Origin of the sequence: Micromonospora olivasterospora (genome assembly GCF_007830265.1) — a bacterium.
In the GTDB taxonomy this organism is placed as follows: Bacteria; Actinomycetota; Actinomycetes; order Mycobacteriales; family Micromonosporaceae; genus Micromonospora; species Micromonospora olivasterospora.
This window is the reverse complement of the sequence record NZ_VLKE01000001.1, coordinates 1,929,135-1,951,744: the sequence shown is the minus strand read 5'-3', so window position 1 is coordinate 1,951,744 and position 22,610 is coordinate 1,929,135. Positions and strand designations below refer to the sequence as shown.

The window sequence follows — 22,610 nt, the reverse complement described above, 5'->3', positions numbered from 1 at the left end:
ACCGCCGGGCGGATGCGGCCGGACCCGGCGGTCGGGGGTGACTACGCTGACGGGATGGCCGACACTCCGTCCGGCGGCGGCGCCGCCTCGCCGTGGACCGCGCCCCCCGTCCCGTCGCCGCCCGGCGGGGCCGACAGGATGCCGCCGCGCCGGCTGGGCTGGCGGCGGATCCTGGTGCTGGGCCTGGTGGTGCTGCTGATCGCGGCCTGCGCGGTCTACATGCTGTTCGTGCTCGGCTCGAACCTCGGCCCGGAGGCGCTCCTCGTCGGCGTGCTCGCCGCCATCCTGCCGGTGCCGGTGCTGGTCGCCGCCTTCCTCTGGCTCGACCGGTACGAGCCGGAGCCGCTGAAGTACCTGGTCTTCTGCTTCGCCTGGGGGGCGTTCGTCTCCACCGCCGCCTCGCTGACCGTCAACGAGTTCTTCGCCGCCCGGTTCGCCGACTGGCACCTGCCCGCCGCGCTCACCGGGGTGCTGGTCGCCCCGTTCATCGAGGAGCTGACCAAGGCGCTCGGGCCGATCCTGCTGCTGGTCTTCCGCCGCCGGGAGTGGTCGGGGATCACCGACGGCCTGGTCTACTGCGGGCTGTCGGCGGTCGGCTTCGCGATGGTGGAGAACATCCTCTACCTCGGCGGTTACGGCTACCGCTCCGGCGTCGACGAGTACGGCCCGGCGACCGGGGCCCAGCAGGTCATCGCCATCTTCATCGTGCGGATCCTGCTGTTCGGGTTCGCCCACCCGCTGTTCACCTCGATGACCGGGGTGGGGCTGGGCATCGCCGCCCGTACGGCCGACCGGCGCGTCCGGTTCCTCGCCCCGATCGCCGGGCTGCTGGTGGCGATGATGCTGCACGGCACCTGGAACCTGCTGCCGTCGCTGGCCCAGGCCACCGGGCAGGCGGTGATCGCCCTGTACGGGTATCTCGGTGTGATGGTGCCGATCTTCTTCGGCATGGTCGGCCTGGCCGTGTGGCTGCGCGGCTGGGAGGGGCGGCTGACCGAGCGCACCCTGCCGGACTACGTGCGGGCCGGCTGGCTCACCCCGCCCGAGGTGGCGGCGCTGGGCAGCCTCGGCCGGCGGCACGCCGCCCGTACCTGGGCGCGGCGGGTGGCCGGGGACGCCGGGGTGAAGGCGATGCGCGGATACCAGTTCTCGGCCACCCGCCTCGCCCTGCTGCGGGACGGGATGCGCCGGGGACTGGACCGCAGCCAGGCCGACCGGGAACGGACGGCGCGGGAGGAACGGGAGCTGCTGGACGCGATCACCGCGTACCGGTCGTTCTTCGTCGGCCGTGACCCGCAGGCCCCGGTCGGGCGCTGGGACGGCCAGCGCTACCACCTGCGGTTCCCGGACGGGTCGCAGCGGCCGGTCGACGCCCCGGAGGACCCGGTCGTGCCGATCCCCGTGGTGCTCGCGCCGCCACCGCCGCCCGCCCACCCGACCGGCTACGGGCCGCCGGGCTGGTACGGCCCCGGGCCGGCCGCCCCCTGGCCGTCGGGTCGCCCCTGACCGGCCCGGCCGGCGCGCGCACCGGCCGGCCCGCGCGCCGGCGGGCGACCTGACCGGCCCCGGTCAGGTCATCAGGCTGGTGAGGAAGTCGCCGAGGCCCTGCGCCATCGCCATCAGGCCCGCCCCGATCGCCTTGACCATCTGCGCCGCGCCCTCGGGCCGGAACGCCATGAAGTAGATCAGAAAAGCGACGCTTCCCCAGGCGAGCAGCTTCTTCACGAATACCGGCATGGTCCCTCCCCAGGGCGTCGGACGTGCCTGGCTTCCCGCCGCCGACACGCGCAAACGACGGCGGAAGCCGGGACGGACCCGGGGCAGGGGTGTTTACAGATACAGGCCGGTGGAGCCGGAGGCCTCCGTCTCGACCCGCTCGGCGGCGACCGCGTGCACGTCCCGCTCGCGCAGCAGGACGTACCCCCGGCCGTGCAGTTCCACCTCCGACCGGTCGTCCGGGTCGAAGAGCACCCGGTCGCCGGAGACGATCGAGCGTACGTGCGGGCCCACGCCCACCGCGGTTGCCCAGGCCAGGCGTTTGCCCACGGCGGCGGTCGCCGGGATCACGATGCCCGCGGTGGAGCGGCGCTCACCCTCGCTCCCCTCCGTCCGCACCAGCACCCGGTCGTGCAGCAGGCGGATCGGCAGGCCGGAGTCGAGATTCTTGTCGGCGGTCACGACGGAACCGTACCCCGTCGGCTCGGGCGGGCCCGCCGGTGGTTGCGCGGTGACGGTCGGAGGCATCTGTGGCGGAACCGGCCTATGGTGGTGCCGGGAAACGTATGCTGGCCCCCCTGTCGTCCGGGTCGGGCGGGTTACCTGATGCGGGAGGTGCGCTTGAGCCGCTTGGAGCGGGTGGTCGGACGGCTCCGCCGCGCGTTCGGGCCCGGACGGGAGTCGGTGCGGCGCGGCCGTCCGGACCCGGTGGGCGCGGGCGGGCCGGAGGAGGGCGGGGTGGCCTCGCCGGCCTCGCCCGGGCCGGTGGCTCCGCCGTCGGCCGTGGTGGCCGGCGCCCAGCCCCCGGCGGCGGTGCACGCCTCCACCTCCAGCCGCGACGACGCGGACGTGCCGCACGGCCTGCGGATCGCCGCCGCCTGGTCCTGGCGGCTCATCGTCATCGGGGCCGTGGCGTGGGCGCTGCTGAGGATCGTCGGCACCATCCGGGTCGTAATCATTCCGCTGGCCGTCGCGCTGCTGCTCTCGGCGCTGCTGGCGCCGGCCGTGGGCTGGCTGCTCCGGGCGCGCTTCCCCCGCTCCCTGGCGACCGGGGTGGTGCTGGTGGGCGGCCTGGCCGCCGTCGTCGGCACGCTGACCCTGGTGGTCAGCGAGTTCATCAAGGGCGTGCCGGAGCTGAGCAAGAACGCGTCCCAGGGCGTGCGGCAGATCCAGGACTGGCTCAAGACGGGCCCGCTGCACCTCTCGGACAACCAGCTCAACCGGTACATCGACGAGGCACAGAACTGGATCAACGAGAACACCAACAACCTGACCAGCGGGGCGATCGCCACGGCCGCCACCCTCGCCGAGGTGCTGACCGGCATGGTGCTGGTGCTGTTCGCCACGTTCTTCTTCCTGCGTGACGGCAACAGCATCTGGCGCTTCCTGGTCCGGCTGCTGCCGGTGGCCGCCCGGTGGAAGGTCGACGACGCCGGCCGGGCGTCCTGGGAGACCCTGGTGGCCTACGTGCGGGCCACGGTGCTGGTCGCCTTCATCGACGCCGTCGGCATCGGCATCTTCCTGGTGATCTTCGACATCCCGTTCGCGTTCCCGCTGGCGGCGCTGGTGTTCCTCGGGGCGTTCATCCCGATCGTCGGGGCGGCGCTCTCCGGCGGCGTGGCGGTGCTCGTCGCGCTGGTCGACAGCGGCCCCGTCACCGCCCTGATCATCCTGGGCGTGGTGATCGGCGTGCAGCAGGTCGAGGGGCACGTGCTCCAGCCACTGATCATGGGTCGGGCGGTGGCCATCCACCCGCTCGCCGTGATCATCGGCATCGCCGGCGGCGTCGTGCTCGCCGGCATCACCGGGGCGCTGGTCTCGGTGCCGCTGATCGCGGTGCTCAACACCGCCGTCCGCCGGCTCGCCGCGCGCACCGTGCCGGACACGCCGCCGGACGCCGTGGTGGTCGCCGCCAAGGCCCCCTGACGCGACGCCCGCCGTAGCCGCCGGGTCACGACTGGGCGAGCCGCTCCAGGGCGCCGCGGACGACCTCCGGCCGGGTGGTGTACCAGAACGGGGGCAGCGAGCGGCGCAGGAACGGCCCGTAGCCGCGGGCGGTCTCCAGCCGGGAGTCGAGCACCGCGACCACGCCCTTGTCCCCGGTGGCCCGGATCAGCCGGCCCACCCCCTGGGCGAGCCGTACGGCGGCGATCGGCACGCTCACCGCGGCGAACCCGGAGCCGCCGCCGGCGTCCACGGCCGCGGCCCGGGCCGCGGCGAGCGGCTCGTCGGGGCGCGGGAACGGCAGCCGGTCGATCACCACGAGCTGGCAGGAGTCGCCGGGCACGTCGACCCCCTGCCAGAGCGACATCACCCCGAACAGGCAGCTCGACCTCTCCTCGCGGAACTTGCGCACCAGGATCGGCAGCGACTCCTCGCCCTGCAGCAGCACCGGCAGCTCGGTGCGCGCCCGCAGCAGCTCCGCCGCCTGCTGCGCGGCCCGTCGTGAGGAGAAGAGACCGAGGGTACGCCCACCCAGCGCGCCGACCAGCGAGAGCAGTTCCTCGCCGGCCGCCTCGGGCAGCCCGGAGACGCTGGGGCGGGGCAGGTGCGCGGCGACGTACAGGATGCCCTGCCGGGCGTAGTCGAACGGCGACCCGACGTCGAGGGATCGCCAGCCGGGCCCCTCGGTGGCCGGGGCGGTGCCGGCGGGCCCTTCGCCCGGCCCGGCCGCGGCCGGGCCGGCCTTCCCACCGGCCGCCGCGCCGCTCGACCCGCCGGACGCGGTGGCGGCGGCCAGGGCGGCGGCGGCCGGGGACGGCGGGTCGACCGGCGGCGCCTCCAGCCCCAGTGCCCGGGCCACCGTGTCGAACCGGCCGCCGAGCGTCAGCGTCGCCGAGGTGGCGACGACGGTGCGCTCGTCGTACAGGTGGGCGGAGAGGGTGCCGGCGACCGACAACGGGGCGACCACGAGCGCCCTTCGACTGCCGTTGTCCGGCTTCTCGACCCAGGCGACGTCGTGGTCGGCCTCCTCCAGCAGCCGCTGGGCGGTCGTGGACAGCTCGTCCAGCACCGCCTTGGCCTGCTGTTTGCGGACCGGGTCCGGGTCGTCGGCCTTCGCCTCGCCGATAGCGTCGAGGGCGGCCCGGGTGGCCCCGTCGAGCAGCGTGCACGCCTCGCGCAGCGGCCCCGGCAGCCCGGCGGTGAGCCGGCCGGCGGGCGCCTCGGCCAGCCCGACGGCGAGGGCGTCGCCGGCCTCGGTGAGCCGCTCGGCGACCTCCGGGCGCAGCAGCGGGCGGGCCCGGCGGGCCGACCGGTCGATCAGCTCCGGCACCAGCTCGGCCTGCGCGGCGGAGGAGACCCGGTCGGCCAGCTCGTGCGCCTCGTCCACGATCAGCAGCTTGTGCGGCGGCACGATGTGCCGGCCGGCGAGCATGTCGACGGCGAGCAGGCTGTGGTTGGTGACCACGATGTCGGCCTCCCGGGCCCGTGCCCGGGACGCCTCGGCGAAGCACTCCGCGCCGAACGGACAGCGGGCCGCCCCGACGCACTCCCGTGCCGGCATGGACACCACCCGCCACACCTGGTCGTCGACGCCCGGGTCCAGCTCGTCACGGTCGCCCGTCTCGGTCTCCATCGCCCAGTCGCGCAGCCGCTGGATCTGCTTGCCGAGCCGGCCCGCCTCGCCGAGCCACTTCCCGCCGCTCCCGGAGCCCGGCGCGTCGAAGAGGCCGTCCTGCGGCTCGTCCTCTGTGGAGCCGTCCAGCCGGGCCAGGCAGAGGTAGTGGTGCCGCCCCTTGAGCACCGCGTACGTGGGCCGGCGGCCGAGCAGCGGCCGCACCGCGTCGGCGAGCCGGGGCAGGTCGTGGTCGACCAGCTGGGACTGCAACGCCAGGGTCGCGGTGGAGACCACCACCGGCCCGTCGACGGTCAGCGCCGGCGCGAGGTACGCCAGCGACTTGCCGGTGCCCGTGCCCGCCTGCACCAGCAGGTGGTCGCCCGAGGCGACGCACTCCTCGATGGCGGTGGTCATCTGCTGCTGGCCGGGGCGGGCCGCCCCGCCGGGGACCGCGCCGACCGCGGCGGCGAGCAGCTCCACGCCGCTGGGCCGGTTGCCGCGCCGCCGGGCGGTGCTGCGGGGGACGGGACCGGTGGCGGTGCGCGGCGGAGTCACCGTGCGACGGTACCCGCCGCCGCCGACACCCGGGGCGCCCCGCCCGGCGTGGCGGTGTCACGGTACGGCAGCGCCCCGTAACTTTCCCCGCGCGACGAGTGGCCGGTATCGACTAGGGTGGGGACTCATGCCGAGCGACGTGGTCCGTGTGATCTACCGCAAGTACGACGGCAGCGCCCACCGCGACTACCTCGCCCGGCGGCTGGCCGAGGACGACCTCGGCGTCTGGCTCGGCGTGCCCGCCGGCACCGAGTCGGTCTACCACGGCCGGCCCTCGGTCGAGCAGATCCCGTTCGTGCTGCTGGTCCCTCGGGCGGCCTGGTGGACCGGGATGTTCAACCCGCCGCCGCGCACCAGCGAGGTCTACTGCGACATCACCACCCCCGCCCGCTGGGAGGGCGACGACACCGTCCACCTGATCGACCTCGACCTGGACGTGGTGCGCCGCCGGGCGACCGGCAACGTCGAGCTGCGCGACGAGGACGAGTTCGCCGAGCACCGGGAGCGGTTCGGCTACCCCGACGACGTCGTGGCCGAGGCGGAGGCCGCCGCCCGGCGGCTGTTCGTCGCGCTCGGCGACGGCACCGAGCCGTTCGCCACGTCGTACCGGAAGTGGCTGGCCCTGGTGGTCTGAGCCCGCCCGCCGGGGCGCCGACGCCCGGTCGCGGCCGGCGCGGGCGTCACCAGCGTGGCGGCCAGGTGTCGGTCTCGGCCAGGGCCGGCACGCGGGCCATCTTCTCCGGGTTGAGCTGGTTGAAGATGCCGGTGATCCGCCCCCCGTGAACGGTGAACGCGATGACCTGCCGCAGCGGCCGGCCGTCGGGGTGGACGGTCTCCAGCTGCAACCCGAGCGACCCGTCCACCAGCGCCGGCCGGGCCCGCAGCGGCTGGACGTAGCGGCCCGCCTGGCGGAACAGGCCGAGGAGGAGCTTGCCGACCTTGTCGGCGCCGGTGACGGGGCGCCGGGCGGCCGGGAAGTGCCCGCCGCTGTCGCCGACCAGCACCACGTCCGGGGCGAGCACCCGGACCAGCTCGGCCAGCTCCCCCGAGCGGGTCGCCGCCACGAAGGCCTCCAGCACCCGCCGCTGCTCGGCCAGGTCGGCGGTGTGCCGGGGGCGTCGGGCGCGTCGACCGCCTTGCGGGCCCGGGAGGCGAGCTGTCGGGCGGCCACCGTCGTCGTGCCCAGCACCTCGGCGATCTCGTCGAACGGCACCGCGAACACGTCGTGCAGCACCAGCGCCACCCGCTGCTCCGCGCTGAGCCGCTCCAGCACCACCAGCAGCGCGGTGCCGAGCTGGTCGGCGCGTACCGCCCGCTCGGCCGGATCGGGGGCGAACCCGTCGGCGGCCGGCCCGGGAGAGTACGGGCCGACCAGCGGCTCGGGCAGCCACTCCCCGGGGTACGTCTCCCGGCGCACCCGCGCCGAGCGGAGCACGTCCAGGCAGATCCGGCCGCACGTCGTGGTCAGCCAGCCGCCGAGGTTGCCGACCTGCGCCCGGGCCGCCGGGTCGGCGAGCGCGCCCGCGTACCGCAGCCAGGTCTCCTGCACCGCGTCCTCGGCCTCGCTCCGGCTGCCCAGCATCCGGTACGCCAGGGCGGTCAGCCGCCCGCGTTCCGCCTCGAACTCCGCCACCAGATCCACGCCACACCCCTCCCGTCCCCCAGGGGACGCGCGTCGTCCCCCAAACGTGACACGGATCTTGAGATCCGCTCAAGAGGCGGGCGCGGGCAAGCCGGGTGAAGATCGGGGAATGGGCGCAGTCGACGAGACGGAGATCGTTCCGCCGGTGGGCGGGACGATGCGGGACCTGTTACGGGTGTCCCCGGCGGGTACGCCGGTCGACCTGGGTGCGGTCGATCCCCGGTCCACCCCCGGGCTGCCCGCCGCGGCCGGCCGCGGCGCCGCGCGCAGGGCGTGGGCGCGGTGGCAGCTCGACCTGCTCGGCGCGGGGCTGGGCCCCCAGCAGGAGATGCTGTACGCCGCCGCCCAGCGCGCCGCCGGCCGGACCGCCCCCACCGGCGCCCCGGCCGACCGCCGGGCCGGCCTGGAGCCGGGCGCGCCGCGCCGGCTGCTGCTGGTGCTCCAGGCCATGGACTGCGGCGGCAAGGACGGCACGATCAAGCGGGTGGCCGGCGCGATGAACCCCCTCGGCCTGCACATCCGCTCGTTCGGCCCGCCCACGCCCGAAGAGCTGCGGCACGACTTCCTGTGGCGGATCCGCCGGGCCCTGCCCCCGCCCGGGTACGTCGGGATCTTCAACCGGTCGCACTACGAGGACGTGCTGATCGCCCGGGTGGAGTCGCTGGTGCCGGAGGCCACCTGGCGCGCCCGGTACGACGAGATCAACGCCTTCGAGCGGGAGCTGGTCGACGCGGGGGTGACCCTGGTGAAGGTGATGCTGCACATCTCGTACGCCGAGCAGGGGGAGCGGCTGCTGGAGCGGCTGACCGACCCGCGCAAGCACTGGAAGTACAACCCGGGCGACCTGGACTCCCGGGCCCGGTGGGACGACTACCAGGCCGCGTACGGCGAGGCGCTGGCGCGGTGCGGCACCGACGCCGCGCCCTGGTACGTGGTCCCGGCGGACCGGAAGTGGTACCGGGACTGGGCGGTCGCCCACCTGCTGCGGGAGACGTTCGACGCCCTGCATCTGGGGTATCCGCCCGCCGACTTCGACGTGGCGGCGGAACGGCGGCGGTTGCGGGGCGACCGACCGGGTCCAGGTGAACGGCAGGTGAACGGCCAGTAAATGGCGGCTGACCGGGGGTGGGCCGGCGACTGAGCGCTTGAGTCGCCTCCTAGCATTCCCACTGCACGCGTTCCCGGGGCGTCCGCCACCCTTCCACCGACACGACGAGGTCCAGGCTGTGAAGTTTTCCTTCCGCCCCACCGAGGGCGCCTTCTACGAGCTCTTCACCAGGGCGGCGCAGAACCTGGTACGGGGCACCGAGCTGCTGAACGAGCTGGCCCTGCCGGGTGTCGACGTGCAGTCGGTGAGCGAGCGGCTCACCGAGGTCGAGCACGACAGCGACCAGATCACCCACGAGCTGTACAAGAAGATCAACTCTACCTTCATCACCCCGTTCGACCGGGAGGACATCTACCGTCTGGGCTCGCTGCTCGACGACGTGATGGACCACCTGGAGGCCGTGGGCAACCTGCTCTACCTGTACGGCCTGACGAAGCTCCCGGCGCTCCCGCGCGAGCTGCACGAGCTGGTCAACGTGCTCGACCAGCAGGCCAAGCTGACCGCCGAGGCGATGCCGCGGCTGCGGTCGATGAAGGACCTCGAGGACTACTGGATCGAGTGCAACCGGCTGGAGAACGACGGCGACCAGGCGTACCGGATGCTGCTGGTCCGCCTCTTCTCCGGCGAGTACGACGCCCTGACCGTGCTCAAGATGAAGGAGGTCGCGGACGAGTTGGAGGCGGCGTGCGACGCCTTCGAGCACGTGGCCAACACCGTCGAGACCATCGCGGTCAAGGAGTCCTGATCCTGTGTCACTGACACCCGAACTCCTCGCCGTGCTGGCGGTGATCGTGGTGGCCCTGGCGTTCGACTACACCAACGGCTTCCACGACGCCGCCAACGCCATCGCCACCAGCGTCTCGACGCGCGCCCTCACCCCCCGGGTCGCGCTCGCCCTGGCCGCGGTGGGCAACTTCGTCGGCGCGCACTTCGGCGCCGGGGTCGCCAAGACCGTCGGCGACGGCCTGGTCACCCTGCCAACGGGGGTGGCGAGCCTGGGGGTGGTCTTCGCCGGGGTGCTGGGGGCCATCGCCTGGAACCTGATCACCTGGTACTTCGGCCTGCCCTCGTCCTCCTCCCACGCGCTCTTCGGCGGCCTGGTCGGGGCGACCCTGCTGGCGGCCGGCGGCGTGGTGCAGTGGGCCAACATCGGCGAGAAGGTCCTCATCCCGATGGTGCTCTCGCCCATCGTCGGCCTGGTGCTGGGCTACCTGGTGATGCTGGCGATCCTCTGGCTGTTCCGGAAGGGCCAGCCGGGCCGGCTGAACCGCGGCTTCCGCTGGGCGCAGACCGCCTCGGCGGCGGCGATGTCGGTCGGCCACGGCATGCAGGACGCCGCGAAGACCATGGGCATCGTGGTCCTCGCCCTCTACACCGGCGGCTTCCAGAGTGACAAGACCCACATCCCCGGGTGGGTGTTCTGGACCTCGGCGGCCATGCTCGCCGCAGGCACGTACGCCGGCGGCTGGCGGATCATCCGCACCCTTGGCCGCAAGATCATCGATCTTGGCCCGCCGGAGGGCTTCGCCGCCGAGACGGTGGCCAGCGCGGTGCTCTACTTCAACGCCCTGGTGCTCAAGGCGCCGATCTCCACCACCCACACCATCACCTCGGCGATCATGGGGGTGGGCGCGACGAAGCGGCTCTCCGCGGTCCGCTGGAACGTCGCCGGCAACATCGTGATCGCGTGGATCATCACGTTCCCGGCGTCGGCGCTGATCGCCTGTCTCACGTACCTGGTGGTCCGGCCGCTCTTCGGCTGACTCCTCGTCGGAAAGGGCCCCCGCGAGGGGGCCCTTTCCCGTCTCACGGGTAGTGCACGCCGATCTGGGCGCGGACGGTGTCGAGCAGGGCCATCACCTCCAGGGTGGCGGAGTGCGGCACCAGCCGGCTCTCGCGCAGCCCCTCGGCGAGGCAGCGCTGCACCTCGGCCGCCTCGTACTGGTAGCCGCCGCCGGTCAGGTCGGCGGGAATCGTCTCCGGGGCGGCGCCGGCCCGGCGCAGCGTCGCCGAGGGCGGCCGGAAGAACGGCGCGGGCAGGTCGATCCGGCCGGCCGTGCCGGTGATCGCGGCGACCCGCGGGGTCTCCCCGACCATGCCGCAGCTCAGCGTGGCCACCGCCCCCGAGCCGTAGCCGAGGACGATGCCGGTGTTCTCGTCCACCCCCTCCGGGCCGAGCCGCGCCCACGAACCGACGTGCTGCGGCACGCCGAGCAGCAGGTGGGCCAGGCTGACCGGGTAGACGCCCAGGTCGAGCAGGGCGCCGCCGCCGAGGGCCCGGGCCCGCATCCGGTGCTCCGGCGGGAACGGCCCGGCCACCCCGAAGTCGGCCTGCACGCTCGTGATCTCCCCGATCGCGCCGTCCGCGACCAGCTCCGCGAGCCGCAGGACGAGCGGGTTGGTCCGCATCCACATCGCCTCCATGAGGAAGACGTCGCGGGCGCGGGCCGTCTCGACCAGCTCGGTGCTGGTCGCCAGGTCGAGGGTGCACGGCTTCTCCACCAGCACCGCCCGGCCGGCGGCCAGGCAGGTCATGGCCGCCTCGTGGTGCGCCGCGTGCGGGGTGGCCACGTAGATCGCGCCCACCTCGTCGTCGGCGGCCAGCTCCGCCCAGGAGCCGTACGCGCGCCGCGCCCCGTGCCGCTCGGCGAACCGCCGCGCGCTCTCGGGCGTACGCGAGCCGGCCGCGACCAGTTCTGCCCCCGGCACCAGCCGCAGGTCCTCGGCGAAGCGGCCGGCGATGTTGCCGGTGGCCAGGATGCCCCAACGCGTCATGTCGGTACGTTACCGGCCCGCGTCGGCACCGCACGCGCCCCGCCGGCCGCGCCGACGGGGGCGCGGCCGGCAGCCGAGAGTCATCCCCGATCAGGCGTCAGATCCGGTCGGCGACGATGAGCAGGTAGTGGAAGGAACCCTCGCGGTACGCGGTGAGGAACGCCTCCTCGATCCCCGTCGCCACCGACGACTTGGCCCGCAGCTCCCAGTACGGGATGGTCGCGGCCGTGAGGTCGACGACGTTGATCGGTGCGAGCCGGTTGGCGGCGAGCGCCGCGAAGTACTGGCTCCTCCGGTGGATGTTGCAGGTGTAGTGCTCGTCGATCCGGCTCACCGCCTTCGAGCGACCACCGGTCACGTCGTTCGCGCAGCCGGTGATGCAGACGTACCGTCCGCCGAACGGCAGCAGCCGGGCGAACTCCCCGTACAGCTCGAAGAGGTCGACGTACATGGTCGTCTCGTTGGTCCAGACGGCCTGGTACCGCCCGTTGTCGAAGCCGGTGTCCAACATGTTGCGGAAGTGGAACGCGACCTGGTCGGCGACGCCGTGGACGGCGGCCTGCTCGTTGGCGAACCCGACCTGGTACTCGGAGATGGACACTCCGTCGACGTGGCAGCCGAATCGCTGGTGGGCCATGAGGCTGGTGCCACCACGGCCGGAGCCGGCGTCCAGCAGCCGGTCCGTCGGCGCGATGTCGCCCAGGTGGTCGAGGAGGACGTTCGCCTGCGCCGTCTCCAGCCGGTGCAGCTCGGCGATGACGCGTTCGTCGCGGGTCTCCTTTGGGCCGTCGAGCACGGCGGGGTCGTAGTCGCCGACGCCGTAGTGGTGGTGGTAGATGCCGTCGATCTCCCCGAGCTTGAGGTTGACCGGGTCGTTCTGGTTGGTGTTCCAGTACGCCGCGACCGAACGCTGGTACGGAGTGCGCAACACCGGCTTGCCGATGGTGGACGTCTGCATGGTCATGCCCTTCAACTCCTTGTGGTCGCTTCGCCGTGGTAGCGAGAGGTGGTCGCGTGCCATTCGCGGCTGCCGCCGAGCCAGGCCCAGATGTCGGCCAGGAACCGCCGCAGGTTGGGCGAGCCGATGAGGCTGAGCGTCGCGGCGTCGGCCACGAACGCGTGCATCAGCTCGTTGTGGATCTCCACGGTCCGGGTGACCGCGTCACGGAGGGAGCACCCCTCCTCGATGGAGATCACTCGGGGCAGGTTGAAGTCGGTGTCCGACTCGCATGTGCCGGAATGGATGTCGTTCAGCAGCACGTTCGCCAGCGCGGCGGTGGTGTACGCACGGCGTACCCGGGGGTCGAAGAATTCGTCGGGGGAGAGCTCGTAGCCGGCGACCGCGTCGACGAGGACCATCGGCGGGAGAAAGTTGTTCAGGTGCCGCTGCACCAGGTACTCCCACACCGGCGGGGTACGTCCGTTGACGTGCCAGTCCGCCTCCTGGTTCCACGCGAGGAAGAGGATGCCCAGCTGGTGCTGGAACCTGCCCAGCTGCGCCACCGTGGTGTAGCGGGCCAGGTGTTCCATGGCGCTGCGGAAGGCGGTGGCGATGGGCTCGTCCCGCCGGTACGCGTCGAGCTGCGGCGCGTACCTGGCCGGAAGGCGGGCCGGGTCGACCACCGCGTGGAGCTTGGCCAGGCGGGACCCGACCACGGCCGGGTCCGCGCCGAGGCTGACCTCGTCCACGACGTAGTCGTCGGTCGCCCACTCGGCGACGACGCATTTCGCCGCCGCGAGCAGCCGGTCCGGGTCGTTGGTGGCGGGGTGGGTGAGCATGATCAGGCGGCCGAAGTTGTACGCCCGGAGCCGGTCGAGCTGCCCGGGGTAGATGCCGACCTGCCCGGCCCACTCCACGATCCCGTCGTTGACCGTCTCGCCCAGCGCCGGGTCGTCCCGGACCGGGCCGGGACAGAACAGCTCCGGCACCCCGTCGTCGGTCGGGGGTGGCAGCATCGGCGACCGGGGGATGCGGAACGCGGATCTGCCCAGGCCGGTGCTGTCGGTGAGCCGGTCGAGCGCCGTCGGGCCGGCGGCGACCTGCGACAGCTCCGCCGAGGGGGCCCGGCCGGTGGCGGCCAGGATCGCGGCGGCGAAGCCGCTCAGGGCGTCGGCGGCGAAGCCGCTCAGGGCGTCGGCGGCGAAGCCGCTCAGGGCGTCGGCGGCGGACACTGGTGTCAGGGACCGCGGAGACACTAGGCCGCCTGGTCGCCGTAGTGCGACAGCTGCACGTCCTCCAGCACGCCGAGGGCGTCCGGCACCAGTACGGCCACCGAGAAGTAGGCGCTCACCAGGTACGACATGATCGCCTGGTCGTTGATGCCCATGAACCGCACGGAGAGGCTCGGCTGGTACTCGTCCGGGATCCCGGTCTGGTGCAGGCCGACCACGCCCTGGTCGTCCTCGCCCGTCCGCATCGCCAGGATGGAGGTGGTGTGCGCGCCGGAGATCGGGATCTTGCCGCAGGGGAAGATGGGCACCCCGCGCCAGGCCGGTACGCGGTGGCCGTCGACCTCCACCGGATCGGGGTAGATGCCCCGCCGGGTGCATTCCCGGCCGAACGCCGCGATGGCCTTCGGGTGGGCCAGGAAGAGTCGCGTCCCGCGCCGCATGGTGAGCAGTTCGTCGAGGTCGTCCGGGGTCGGCGGGCCGGTCCGCGTGTGGATGCGCTGCCGGTGGTCGGCGTTGTGCAGCAGACCGAAGTCGGTGTTGTTGACCAGTTCGTGCTCCTGCCGCTCGCGCAGCGCCTCGACGGTCAGCCGCAGCTGCTGTTCGAGCTGGTTCATCGGCTCGTTGTAGAGGTCGGCGACGCGGGTGTGCACCCGCAGCACGGTCTGCGCCACGGCCAGCTCGTACTCGCGGGGAGCGAGCTCGTAGTCCACGAAGGTGCCGGCCAGCGTCGGCTCGCCCGTGTGCCCGGCCGCTATCTCGATCGCCGCCTCGCCGTGCCTGTTCTGGGGCAGGCTCGCCGCGAGCCGGAACCGCTCGACGTGCTCCCGTAGGGACGGCGAGTCCGCGAGCAGTTGGGTGAATGCCTGCTTGGGCAGCGCCAGGGTGGTCACCGAGGTCAGCGCCCGGACGCTGTGCTCCCAGGTCGCGTCCGGGTCGAGGAGTGTCTGGTCACCGAAGAACTCGCCGTCGGCCAGCACGCCGATCTGGACGGGGTCGCCGTACGCCCCGGTACCGTGCTTTGCGACCTTGCCGTGCACGATGAGGTAGAGGTGGTCGGCCGCCGTCCCCGACCGGGCGATGACCTGACCGGGCTCGAAGTCCCGGCGGGTGAACCGGCCGGCGAGGCCGCGCAGCACGGACTCGTCGCCGAAGTTGCGCAGCAGCGCGAGTTCGCAGAGCTCCGGGGGTACCACCTGGATGTCCGCGCCGGTGCTGACAAAGGAGACGCGGCCGTCGCCGATCCGGTAGCTGAGTCGCCGGTTCACGCGGTACGTGCCCGCGGAGACCTGTACCCAGGGCAGGTTGCGCAGCAGCCAGCGGGAGCTGATCTCCTGCATCTGCGGCACGGACTTGGTGGTGGTCGCGAGGTTGCGGGCGGCCGCCGTGCTCAGGCTGATCTGTGTGTGCCCGTCTCCGACGGTGTCTGAGGTGAGTGAACTGAGCATGATTGACCCCTTTCGGAAACATGGGCTGCCGACAATGGACGAGCGACGCCTGACGGGAGAGGCGAGGGACCGGCGCCGGCGCGATCAGTGACCGCGACGCTACATACCGCGATATTTGCGATCCACTATGGTTTCACCTGTTAGAACAGTGATCGTCGTAATTTGAGACGTTGCTGCTCAGCGGCCTGCGGCCCGGCGGGGGGCAGTGCCGGGGGCCGAAAAATGGGTCCGGTGACGCCCGCGATCGACGGGCACTTCCTGGACTAGGCTTGCGGGGTGACGATCTTCGCCGACGGCTTCCCCGCCCCGCCGGCGCTGGTCGAGCACGCCGGGCGGTTCGCGGCCGAGGGCGGCACGCCGGCGCCCCCGCGGGTCGCGGCGACGGTGCTGCTGCTGCGCCCGGCCGGCGCCGACTTCGAGGTGTACGTCATCCGCCGCGTCGCCGCGATGGCCTTCGGCGGGGTGTACGCGTTCCCGGGCGGCGGGGTGGACGCCTCCGACTCCCAGGCCCACGTCGACTGGGCCGGCCCCGGGCCGGCGATCTGGGGGGAGCGCCTGGGCGTGGCCACGGACGCGGCGCAGGCGGTCGTCTGCGCCGCGGCTCGGGAGGTCTTCGAGGAGGCCGGGGTGCTGCTGGCCGGCCCGGACGCGCACACGGTGGTGGGCGACGTCAGCGACGACGGCTGGGAGGCCGCGCGGCAGGACCTGGAGGCGCGTCGGCGGGGCTTCGCCGACCTGCTCGCCGAGCGGGGGCTCACCGTCCGGTCGGACCTGCTGCTGCCGTGGAGCCGGTGGATCACGCCGGAATTCGAGCCGCGCCGCTTCGACACGTACTTTTTCGTGGCCCTGCTGCCTGAGGGGCAGCGGACCCGGGACGTCTCCGGGGAGGCCGACCACACGGTGTGGATCCGCCCGGCGGACGCCCTGGCCCGGGCGGCGGCCGGCGAGCTGACCATGCTGCCGCCGACCCTGGTCACGCTGGCCCAGGTGGCTGCCGCCGGTGACCTGGCCGGGGTGGCCCGGGCGGCAGCGCTGCGCGATGCCGCCACGCCGATCACCCCGCGCCTCGACCTGCCGGAGGGCGGCGCACCCCGGTTCGTGCTGGACTGACGTTGGGTCCGGTGATCACTCCGTCAGCAGAAGACTGTGCCATCTCGTGGCCCTCCCGTCGATAGAAACTTGCATTCCTAACTTATAGTTCTAAGATACTGCCCATGAACCATCCGAACAACCTCGGGCTGGAGCTACACACGCTGGTGTCCCGCCTAGAGCGTGCCGGTGACCGCATCCTGCGAGCCGACCACGGCATGTCGTACCGGCGGTTCATGGTCCTGGTCACGGTCGGCGAGCTGGAGGCATGCACCCAGCGGGCGCTGGCCGACAGCCTGGCGGTGACCGAGCCCTCGATCAGCCGCATGATCGCCGCCCTCGCCGGCACCGGGCTGCTCACCGTGACACCGGACCCGGCCGGCGGCAACCGGCGCCGGATCGCCCTCACCGACGCCGGCCGGGAGCTGGTCGAGCGGGCGGGCACCGAGCTGATCGGACGGCTCACCGAGCTGGTCGAGTCCAGCGGCGTGCCGTTCGACACCTACCTCGCGTACACCCGACGGCTGAACGCCGCCCTGGGCGGCGGCTGAGACACCGGCGGACGCGCCACAACACCCACTCGGATCACCGTGAGGAGTTTCGCCATGCCGACGGCCTGATTCCCACCGACTGGATCCCACCGGCCCGCCGGCTTCTGGCCCGAGGCCGTCCGATCGACGCGTTCGCCACGTTCTCCATCGCCACCGGCCCGAGCGCGGCACGCCGCAACCCCCGCTGGCTGATGGCCGCCATCCTGCGGCTGGCCTTCCCGGCGAAAAGCGGGCGAAGGTCGTCGAGCTGCTCGAGCCGGCCCTACACGAGCATGCGGAGGTCGGCCGGCTCGACAACAGCTACCCCCACTACCGCGAGGTATCCGTCGACGTGCTGCTGATGACCGGCGGCCGGAGCGACCTGGCGCACGTCGGCCCCTCCACGGCCCGGCTCGCCGAGGTGCTCCCCTCGTCGCGGGTACTCACCTTCCCGAAACTGAACCACTTCGGACCCCACCACCGAGGCGAGACCGAGGTCGCCGCGGCACTGACCACGTTCCTGCTCGACATCGACAACTAACGGTCACCACGGTCGCGCCAGAGCGGTCTTGAACGTCCGCGAGCACCTCGAACTGTCGCGATCGAATGCACCACCTTCGGCACGACCGCACGCCCGTCTTGATCGGCCGGCGGTGACGCTACGCGCCGATCGGTCTGCGGCAGATGTGCGCACCGGATCAAGCCGTGGGTTCCGAGACTGGCCGACCTGGGCGGTTGGGGGAGCGGGCCGCCCCGGTTATGAACCTGCTCGGCGTGGCCGAGCCGTCTTCGGGCGGCTCGGCCACGCTTGCGGTTCGTCAGGGGGTCACCCGGGTAGCCGGGCTGTCGCCCGGCAGGCCCGACATGTTGGCCTCGACCGGCGGCAACGGAGTGGTTCCGAGGACGCTGCCGTCGGTGGAGTACGCGGTGAGGGTGGCCGGCTGGTCCGGCGGTACCCGGGTGGTGCCGGCGTTCGACGCGTCGAGGGTGACCGTGGCCGGGGGTGCGCCGCCGACCGTGACCGTGACGCGGGCCGCGTCCGGCGGGGCGATCACCCGCACCTGGTCCGTCGGCGTGCGGGTGCTGTCGTCGGCCCGGATCCGCCAGCCGATTGGTCGCTGGTCGGCGCCCTCGGCCGGCAGCAGCAGCCGCAGGTCGGTCCACCAGCCGGTTCGGTTGTCGCCGTGCATGGCGTACGCGATCACCCCGCCGCCGGCGGGCTGCACGGTGAGCAGCGCGGCGGACTGGCCGTGCTCGCTGCCCGACCAACGCATCCGTACCGTCGTCCCGGCAGCCGGGAGGCGACTGTCGAGGAGTGTCGATTCGACGAAGTTGCGCAGGTTGGCGTCGTCCAGCGGCGTACCTCGGTCGCCCCGTCGGGCGGCGGTGAGCAGGATGTCCATCTCCGGTCCGGTCGGGCCGATCCCGGCGTACGGGCCGCCGCCCAGGCCGCCCTGGTAGAGCACGTGGTCGTCGCGGCTGACCCGAACGACGGGTTCGTGCTGGAGCGGCGCGGGGGGCAGGACGGCGATCCCGACGCCGCTGCCGTCCGCCCTGGCGAGGTCCTGGTACTCCAGGGTTCCCCTCGGCGTGTACCGAGGGTCGCCACTGATCATCACGGTGGATTCGGCGGGCCCGACGACAACCGCGAATCCGCCCCGGTCGGGGCCGGCCTGCATCAGGGTCATCACCGGGTCGTCGACGCCCTCGCTGTGGCCGGCGTAGCGCATCTGTTGGGCGCTGGCCCCGGCCGGACCCACGTACCAGACCAGCGCCTCCTTGGTCAGTAGGCCGAACCGCAGCGGCACCGCGACCAGCGCGACCCGGTGGCCCGGCTGGTCACTGCCGTAGAGCAAACGAATCCGGTCGCGATCGCCGACCTTCCAGAAGCCGTCCGGGTTCGAGCCACCCAACGAGGTGTCGGTGCTCATCGACGGATCGGTGCTGATTCGCGCCCGCAGCGTGTCCAGCCAGGCATGGTCGCCGGCCAGTGCGCCCCGGGGCGGCGCGTCGAGCAGCGCCGTCGGGGCGGCGGCGACCGCGATGCCGGGCGCCCAGCCGGGGAGGGGCACCACGTTGGTCTGGACCCCGACGAGCGCGGCCATGACCGCGGCGGCCACCGCCGTCCGGATCAGCCGCGTGCGCCGGTGCCGTCGCTCGCGCCGGGCGAACCCCGGCCACGGGTCCTCAGGTACGTCGACACCGTGCGCGGCCTGCCACAGCGCGGGACTGAGCGTCGAATGCGCGAAGCTCTCGGTCATGCCGGTTCCTCCTGGAGCCGTACCGGGGACTGAGGGGCGGGTGGGGCGAACTCGACCCGCAGCCGGGCCAACCCGCGCGACGCCTGGCTCTTCACCGAGCCGACGGAGCAGCCGAGAACCCTGGCGGTGTCCGCCTCGCTGAGGTCCTCGAAGTAGCGCAGCACCAGAACCGCCTGGGTTCTGGGCGGCAACCGACGCAGCGCGGTGAGGAGCAGTTGCCGCTCCTCCACCTGCGCGTACGCGTCCGGCATCGACGCGCTGTCGGAGGTCAGCAGCGGCACCTCCAGCGGCCGCCGCCGACGCCGCCAGGAGATCGCCGTGTTGACCATCACCCGGCGTACGTAGACCTCGGGCGCATCCCTGCGCAGTACCCGCCCCCAGCGCCGATGGGTCTTCTCCAACGCCGACTGCACCAGGTCCTCGGCTGTCCCCCGGTCGCCGGTCAGCAGGTAGGCCGTTCGGAACAGCCTCCCCCACTGTCGTTGTACAAACAGCCGGAACTGTTCGTCGTCCTCGTAGCGACTCACGCCACCTCCAGGTCGCGTCCGTCTCGCGTTCACGAGCGGATGCAGAGTGAGACGCGACCAGCGACGTCCGGGGTTGAGTGGGAAACCGTAGGGTCGTGAGATGGTGCCCGTGACCCGGCTGGACCACGCCGTCATCGCTGTCTCGGATTGGCGGGTCTCCACCGACTTCTATCGCGATGTCGTCGGTGCTGAGGTGATCAGCGTTGGCGGCGACCGCGTTGCGTTCCGAGTCGGCCCCAACCAGTTGAACGTTCATGGGCCGGGTGTCGACCTTGCGGACAACGTTGCCCGTCTCCCCGTTCGCCCGGGGAACAGTGACATCTGCTTCGTCTGGGAGGGGCCGATCGAGGAGGCGGTGGCACACCTGCGACAACACAATGTCGAGGTGGAAACAGGACCTGTTCGGCGGTTCGGTGCCGGCGGGACAGGGGCAAGCGTCTACTTTCGCGATCCTGATGGAAGCCTGCTCGAGTTCATCTCCTACGAGGCGTCCCCGCAGCCGGCCAGCCCCGACCCGGCCGCTCGGACAGGCCAGCAGGCGGCCGTCCAGGCGCTGCCGATGGAGACTGACACGTACGGCTTTTCTTCGGAGACAATGAACGGCGTATGAACATTCATCGTCGGCTTAGGAAGGCCGCGCCTGTCCACCCCTGGGTCGACCCGCGAGCACACACCTCACCAGGTCAAACGAAGAGCAACTAGCCTTGCTTTGCCTCTGGTTACGCGGCATTGGTCCCGGTCTCTGGTTGTGGAGGCTGCGGGCAAGTCCGATAGGCGGAGCTTGATTTGTTAACTTCATTGAAGTCAAGAATGGAGTCAGAAACCGGTCACCCAGTCAGCATCCCTGGCGCTCCCCCAATCTGGGCGCTTATCGTTCTAGCTGTCACGCTCGGTTGTCGGAGGGGCCGTCCTGGAGTCCGACCGAACCCGTCGAATCATGTTCTGCGAGGAGGTTCTGCGAAAACCGGGTACGGATCAGGCCCTGCATGGGTGCCACGCAACTGCTTTCAACACCGATCTCGTGGCAGATATGGGAATCCCACGCCGTTATCTTTTCGACCGAAGAGGGGCTGAAGTATCCGATGGCCGACCAGGATCTCCAGTACGGATCGTTCGACGGCACCAGCTGGAGCGTGGCCGCTCCGATCCCCAACAGCCAGACGGCCGCTGTGCCGGCGCTGGCCGTTTTCAACAGCAAGCTGTACTGCGTGCACCGCGGTGGCAACGAAGCGGCTCTTGACTACCTCTGGTACACGTCCTTCGACGGCACCAAGTGGAGCACGGACACCCGGATCGTCCCCAACCGCGACTCGGCTGGTGGGCCGGGCCTGGCTGTTTTCAACAACAAGTTGTACTGCGTCTTCCGCACCAGCGATGACCTCAACCTTCGGTACATGACCTTCGACGGCACCAGCTGGAGCGCGGACGCTCCGATCCCCAACACTCAGGCGGCTGCTGAACCGGCGCTGGCCGTTTTCAACAGCAAGCTGTACTGCGTGCACCGCGGTGGCAACGATGGGTTCCTCTGGTACACGTCCTTCGACGGTACCAAGTGGAGCACGGACACCCCGATCGCCCCCAACCGTTACACGGCTGTTGGGCCGGGCCTGGCCGTATTCAACAATCAGTTGTACTGCGCCTTCCTCCCCAGCGATGGTCCCAACCTTCGCTATATGACCTTCGACGGCATCAGCTGGAGCGCGGACGCTCCGATCCCCAACACTTACACGGCCACTACGCCAGCGCTGGCCGTTTTCAACAGCAAGCTGTACTGCGTGCACCGCGGTGGCGACAATCCCACCGTCTGCTACACGTCCTTCGACGGCACCAAGTGGATCCCGGACACCCCGATGCTCCCGCACCGTTACACGGCTGCTGGGCTGGGCCTGGCCGTATTCAACAACCAGCTGTACAGCGCGCACCGCAACTGAACCGGTCCTGCATCCCATACCCCGCCGACCTCCCCTGCCTGTCATCGATGCACAGAAGTGGAGCGGCTTGCGGGAGTAATATCCGTAACTCCCCGTGCTCGATGGGCGCACCGGCATGAAGTCCGCGTCGAGGGTGATCGGGTACCCACACAATCACCCTCGACGAGGGCTTTGCCAGGATGCGCCGCGCACGCGGGCGCCAACCAACCACGGCGAGCACCCCGGCCACGCAACTATGACGACCTTGCTCGGAACGCCAGAGTGATTCGCAATGCCGAGATCGTCTACATCCCTGGGCTGTTGCAGACTGCGGAGTACGCCCGGCACCGCATCCAGGAAGGCGTCGGCCTCCATGGGGCCGACGAACAAGAGATCGCTGCCGCCACAGCGGAACGGGTACGCCGCCACCAAATCCTCTACGACACCTCGAAGCGGTTCGAGTTCGTCGTCACCGAGGCGGCCCTGCGGCTGCTGCTCTGCCCGGCCGAGGTTCAGCTCGCCCAGCTCGACCGTCTGCTGGCGCTCGCCGGGATGCCCAACCTCCAGTTCGGGATCATTCCCTTCGGGGTGTACCTGCCGACCGCACCCCAGAACGGCTTCATCCTGTTCGACGACCTGGCCGTCGTGGAGACGTTCATCGGGGAGACGATGCATCACGGTGACGAGGCCGAGGCCTACGCTCACGCGATGGACCGACTCAACGCCGAGGCGGTGTTCGACGAGCCTGCCCGGCAGCTCATCATCCGAGCCATCCAGAGCCTCCGAGGCGTCTGACGCCCAATCGGGCGGGGGCATCTGCGTGGAGGCTACTCGGCAACCTTCGGGCCGCACTCGCTTCCGAAGGACGCCCGAGAGATACGGCAGGAACGGCCCCCAGCGGGGGCCGTTTTTGTCCGGATTGCCGTTGGCCACCCTATCGCTACCGGCGGCCATCACAAGTGGTCAGCCTCGACGCGCTGCGCGCCGTGGTGGCCGACCCACGGCCACCTGCCCCGCCGCCCGCGCGTCGACAAGCTGGCTCGCGCGGGCCGTCAACGTGCCAGCGAACCGGGGCTGTCATCAAACGCTGTCGTCGACTCGGATCGGCCTGCATTGGATCGGCGGGTCGGATTCCCGTGGTCGGGAGTGATCCATTGACTCCGTTGCGCACCTGTCGTCAAATGGTCCTTTGCCGACACAGACATCCGGGACGAATGCTGGGTGCCCGGCCAGACACTCGACCCCACGCCCTAAATATCAACCAAATGATCCCCGGTGACATGAGCGTTAGGAAACCCCTAAGGCCCGTGAAACTCGAGAA

Annotated in this window: 22 protein-coding genes and 1 pseudogene; 12 read left to right on the top strand and 11 right to left on the bottom strand. The window is 71.7% G+C overall.

The window, feature by feature from the left end:
* The first annotated feature begins 54 nt into the window (after positions 1-54).
* The gene (locus tag JD77_RS08920; RefSeq protein ID WP_170286397.1) at positions 55-1,506 is read left to right on the top strand and encodes a PrsW family intramembrane metalloprotease; all 1,452 of its coding nucleotides are present in this window, start codon (positions 55-57) and stop codon (positions 1,504-1,506) included.
* 63 nt (positions 1,507-1,569) lie between these two features.
* On the opposite strand, the gene JD77_RS31960 is transcribed toward JD77_RS08920, so the two are convergent.
* Positions 1,570-1,725, bottom strand: coding sequence for a hypothetical protein (locus JD77_RS31960; RefSeq protein WP_170286307.1), 156 nt, complete (start codon positions 1,723-1,725; stop codon positions 1,570-1,572).
* A gap of 105 nt (positions 1,726-1,830) precedes the next feature.
* Positions 1,831-2,178, bottom strand: a complete 348-nt coding sequence (locus tag JD77_RS08915; protein ID WP_145773856.1) for a GroES family chaperonin — start codon at positions 2,176-2,178, stop codon at positions 1,831-1,833.
* An 84-nt stretch (positions 2,179-2,262) separates the two neighbouring features.
* Between JD77_RS08915 and JD77_RS08910 the strand changes: the two genes are divergently transcribed.
* Positions 2,263-3,642 (top strand): AI-2E family transporter, encoded by a 1,380-nt coding sequence (locus JD77_RS08910; protein ID WP_145773855.1) that lies wholly within the window; start codon positions 2,263-2,265, stop codon positions 3,640-3,642.
* A 25-nt stretch (positions 3,643-3,667) separates the two neighbouring features.
* Here JD77_RS08910 and JD77_RS08905 read toward each other — a convergent pair whose 3' ends face one another.
* Positions 3,668-5,830, bottom strand: a complete 2,163-nt coding sequence (locus JD77_RS08905) for an ATP-dependent DNA helicase (RefSeq protein ID WP_145773854.1) — start codon at positions 5,828-5,830, stop codon at positions 3,668-3,670.
* Positions 5,831-5,957: 127 nt separating this feature from the next.
* On the opposite strand from JD77_RS08905, the gene JD77_RS08900 reads away from it, so the two are divergent.
* Positions 5,958-6,464 (top strand): DUF402 domain-containing protein, encoded by a 507-nt coding sequence (locus tag JD77_RS08900; RefSeq protein ID WP_145773853.1) that lies wholly within the window; start codon positions 5,958-5,960, stop codon positions 6,462-6,464.
* Positions 6,465-6,510: 46 nt separating this feature from the next.
* On the opposite strand, the gene JD77_RS35095 is transcribed toward JD77_RS08900, so the two are convergent.
* A complete protein-coding gene (locus tag JD77_RS35095; protein WP_342799643.1) occupies positions 6,511-6,909 on the bottom strand; it encodes a nuclear transport factor 2 family protein in 399 nt (132 codons plus the stop codon).
* Between the two features lie 113 nt (positions 6,910-7,022).
* A pseudogene (locus JD77_RS35090) lies at positions 7,023-7,412 on the bottom strand (sigma factor); the annotation flags it as partial.
* 217 nt (positions 7,413-7,629) lie between these two features.
* Here JD77_RS35090 and JD77_RS08890 point away from each other — a divergent pair.
* The 3 genes from JD77_RS08890 to JD77_RS08880 all read left to right on the top strand — a co-directional run bounded on the left by JD77_RS08890 (position 7,630) and on the right by JD77_RS08880 (position 10,343).
* Entirely contained in the window at positions 7,630-8,580 is a 951-nt protein-coding gene (locus JD77_RS08890) for a PPK2 family polyphosphate kinase (protein WP_211372789.1), read from the top strand.
* 118 nt (positions 8,581-8,698) lie between these two features.
* Entirely contained in the window at positions 8,699-9,325 is a 627-nt protein-coding gene (locus JD77_RS08885) for a DUF47 domain-containing protein (RefSeq protein WP_145773851.1), read from the top strand.
* Positions 9,326-9,335: 10 nt separating this feature from the next.
* On the top strand, positions 9,336-10,343 hold the full coding sequence (locus tag JD77_RS08880) for an inorganic phosphate transporter (RefSeq protein ID WP_145777488.1): 1,008 nt from the start codon (positions 9,336-9,338) through the stop codon (positions 10,341-10,343).
* A 43-nt stretch (positions 10,344-10,386) separates the two neighbouring features.
* On the opposite strand, the gene JD77_RS08875 is transcribed toward JD77_RS08880, so the two are convergent.
* The 4 genes from JD77_RS08875 to JD77_RS08860 form a co-directional block, all read right to left on the bottom strand.
* Positions 10,387-11,355: a Gfo/Idh/MocA family protein gene (locus tag JD77_RS08875; protein ID WP_145773850.1), complete on the bottom strand. Its 969-nt coding sequence runs from the start codon at positions 11,353-11,355 to the stop codon at positions 10,387-10,389.
* 97 nt (positions 11,356-11,452) lie between these two features.
* On the bottom strand, positions 11,453-12,319 hold the full coding sequence (locus JD77_RS08870) for a geranyl diphosphate 2-C-methyltransferase (RefSeq protein WP_145773849.1): 867 nt from the start codon (positions 12,317-12,319) through the stop codon (positions 11,453-11,455).
* 5 nt (positions 12,320-12,324) lie between these two features.
* A complete protein-coding gene (locus tag JD77_RS08865; RefSeq protein ID WP_246140579.1) occupies positions 12,325-13,527 on the bottom strand; it encodes a family 2 encapsulin nanocompartment cargo protein terpene cyclase in 1,203 nt (400 codons plus the stop codon).
* Positions 13,528-13,550: 23 nt separating this feature from the next.
* Positions 13,551-14,972, bottom strand: coding sequence for a family 2B encapsulin nanocompartment shell protein (locus JD77_RS08860; RefSeq protein ID WP_145773848.1), 1,422 nt, complete (start codon positions 14,970-14,972; stop codon positions 13,551-13,553).
* Positions 14,973-15,248: 276 nt separating this feature from the next.
* On the opposite strand from JD77_RS08860, the gene JD77_RS08855 reads away from it, so the two are divergent.
* The 3 genes from JD77_RS08855 to JD77_RS08845 all read left to right on the top strand — a co-directional run bounded on the left by JD77_RS08855 (position 15,249) and on the right by JD77_RS08845 (position 17,132).
* Positions 15,249-16,082, top strand: coding sequence for an NUDIX hydrolase (locus JD77_RS08855; RefSeq protein ID WP_145773847.1), 834 nt, complete (start codon positions 15,249-15,251; stop codon positions 16,080-16,082).
* A 104-nt stretch (positions 16,083-16,186) separates the two neighbouring features.
* A complete protein-coding gene (locus JD77_RS08850; protein ID WP_145773846.1) occupies positions 16,187-16,612 on the top strand; it encodes a MarR family winged helix-turn-helix transcriptional regulator in 426 nt (141 codons plus the stop codon).
* Positions 16,613-16,943: 331 nt separating this feature from the next.
* On the top strand, positions 16,944-17,132 hold the full coding sequence (locus JD77_RS08845; RefSeq protein ID WP_145773845.1) for a hypothetical protein: 189 nt from the start codon (positions 16,944-16,946) through the stop codon (positions 17,130-17,132).
* Positions 17,133-17,409: 277 nt separating this feature from the next.
* Here JD77_RS08845 and JD77_RS08840 read toward each other — a convergent pair whose 3' ends face one another.
* Both JD77_RS08840 and JD77_RS08835 read right to left on the bottom strand, forming a co-directional pair.
* Complete coding sequence (locus tag JD77_RS08840) at positions 17,410-18,852, bottom strand: hypothetical protein (RefSeq protein WP_145773844.1); 1,443 nt, start codon at positions 18,850-18,852, stop codon at positions 17,410-17,412.
* A complete protein-coding gene (locus JD77_RS08835) occupies positions 18,849-19,379 on the bottom strand; it encodes a SigE family RNA polymerase sigma factor (protein WP_246140578.1) in 531 nt (176 codons plus the stop codon). The genes JD77_RS08840 and JD77_RS08835 overlap by 4 nt, the downstream gene beginning before the upstream one ends.
* 100 nt (positions 19,380-19,479) lie before the next feature.
* Between JD77_RS08835 and JD77_RS08830 the strand changes: the two genes are divergently transcribed.
* From JD77_RS08830 to JD77_RS08820, 3 genes are all read left to right on the top strand, one after another.
* Positions 19,480-19,989, top strand: coding sequence for a VOC family protein (locus JD77_RS08830; RefSeq protein WP_145773842.1), 510 nt, complete (start codon positions 19,480-19,482; stop codon positions 19,987-19,989).
* 376 nt (positions 19,990-20,365) lie between these two features.
* Complete coding sequence (locus JD77_RS32775) at positions 20,366-21,310, top strand: exo-alpha-sialidase (protein WP_211372515.1); 945 nt, start codon at positions 20,366-20,368, stop codon at positions 21,308-21,310.
* A gap of 57 nt (positions 21,311-21,367) precedes the next feature.
* Positions 21,368-22,084 (top strand): DUF5753 domain-containing protein, encoded by a 717-nt coding sequence (locus tag JD77_RS08820; RefSeq protein WP_281292091.1) that lies wholly within the window; start codon positions 21,368-21,370, stop codon positions 22,082-22,084.
* Positions 22,085-22,610 lie beyond the last annotated feature (526 nt).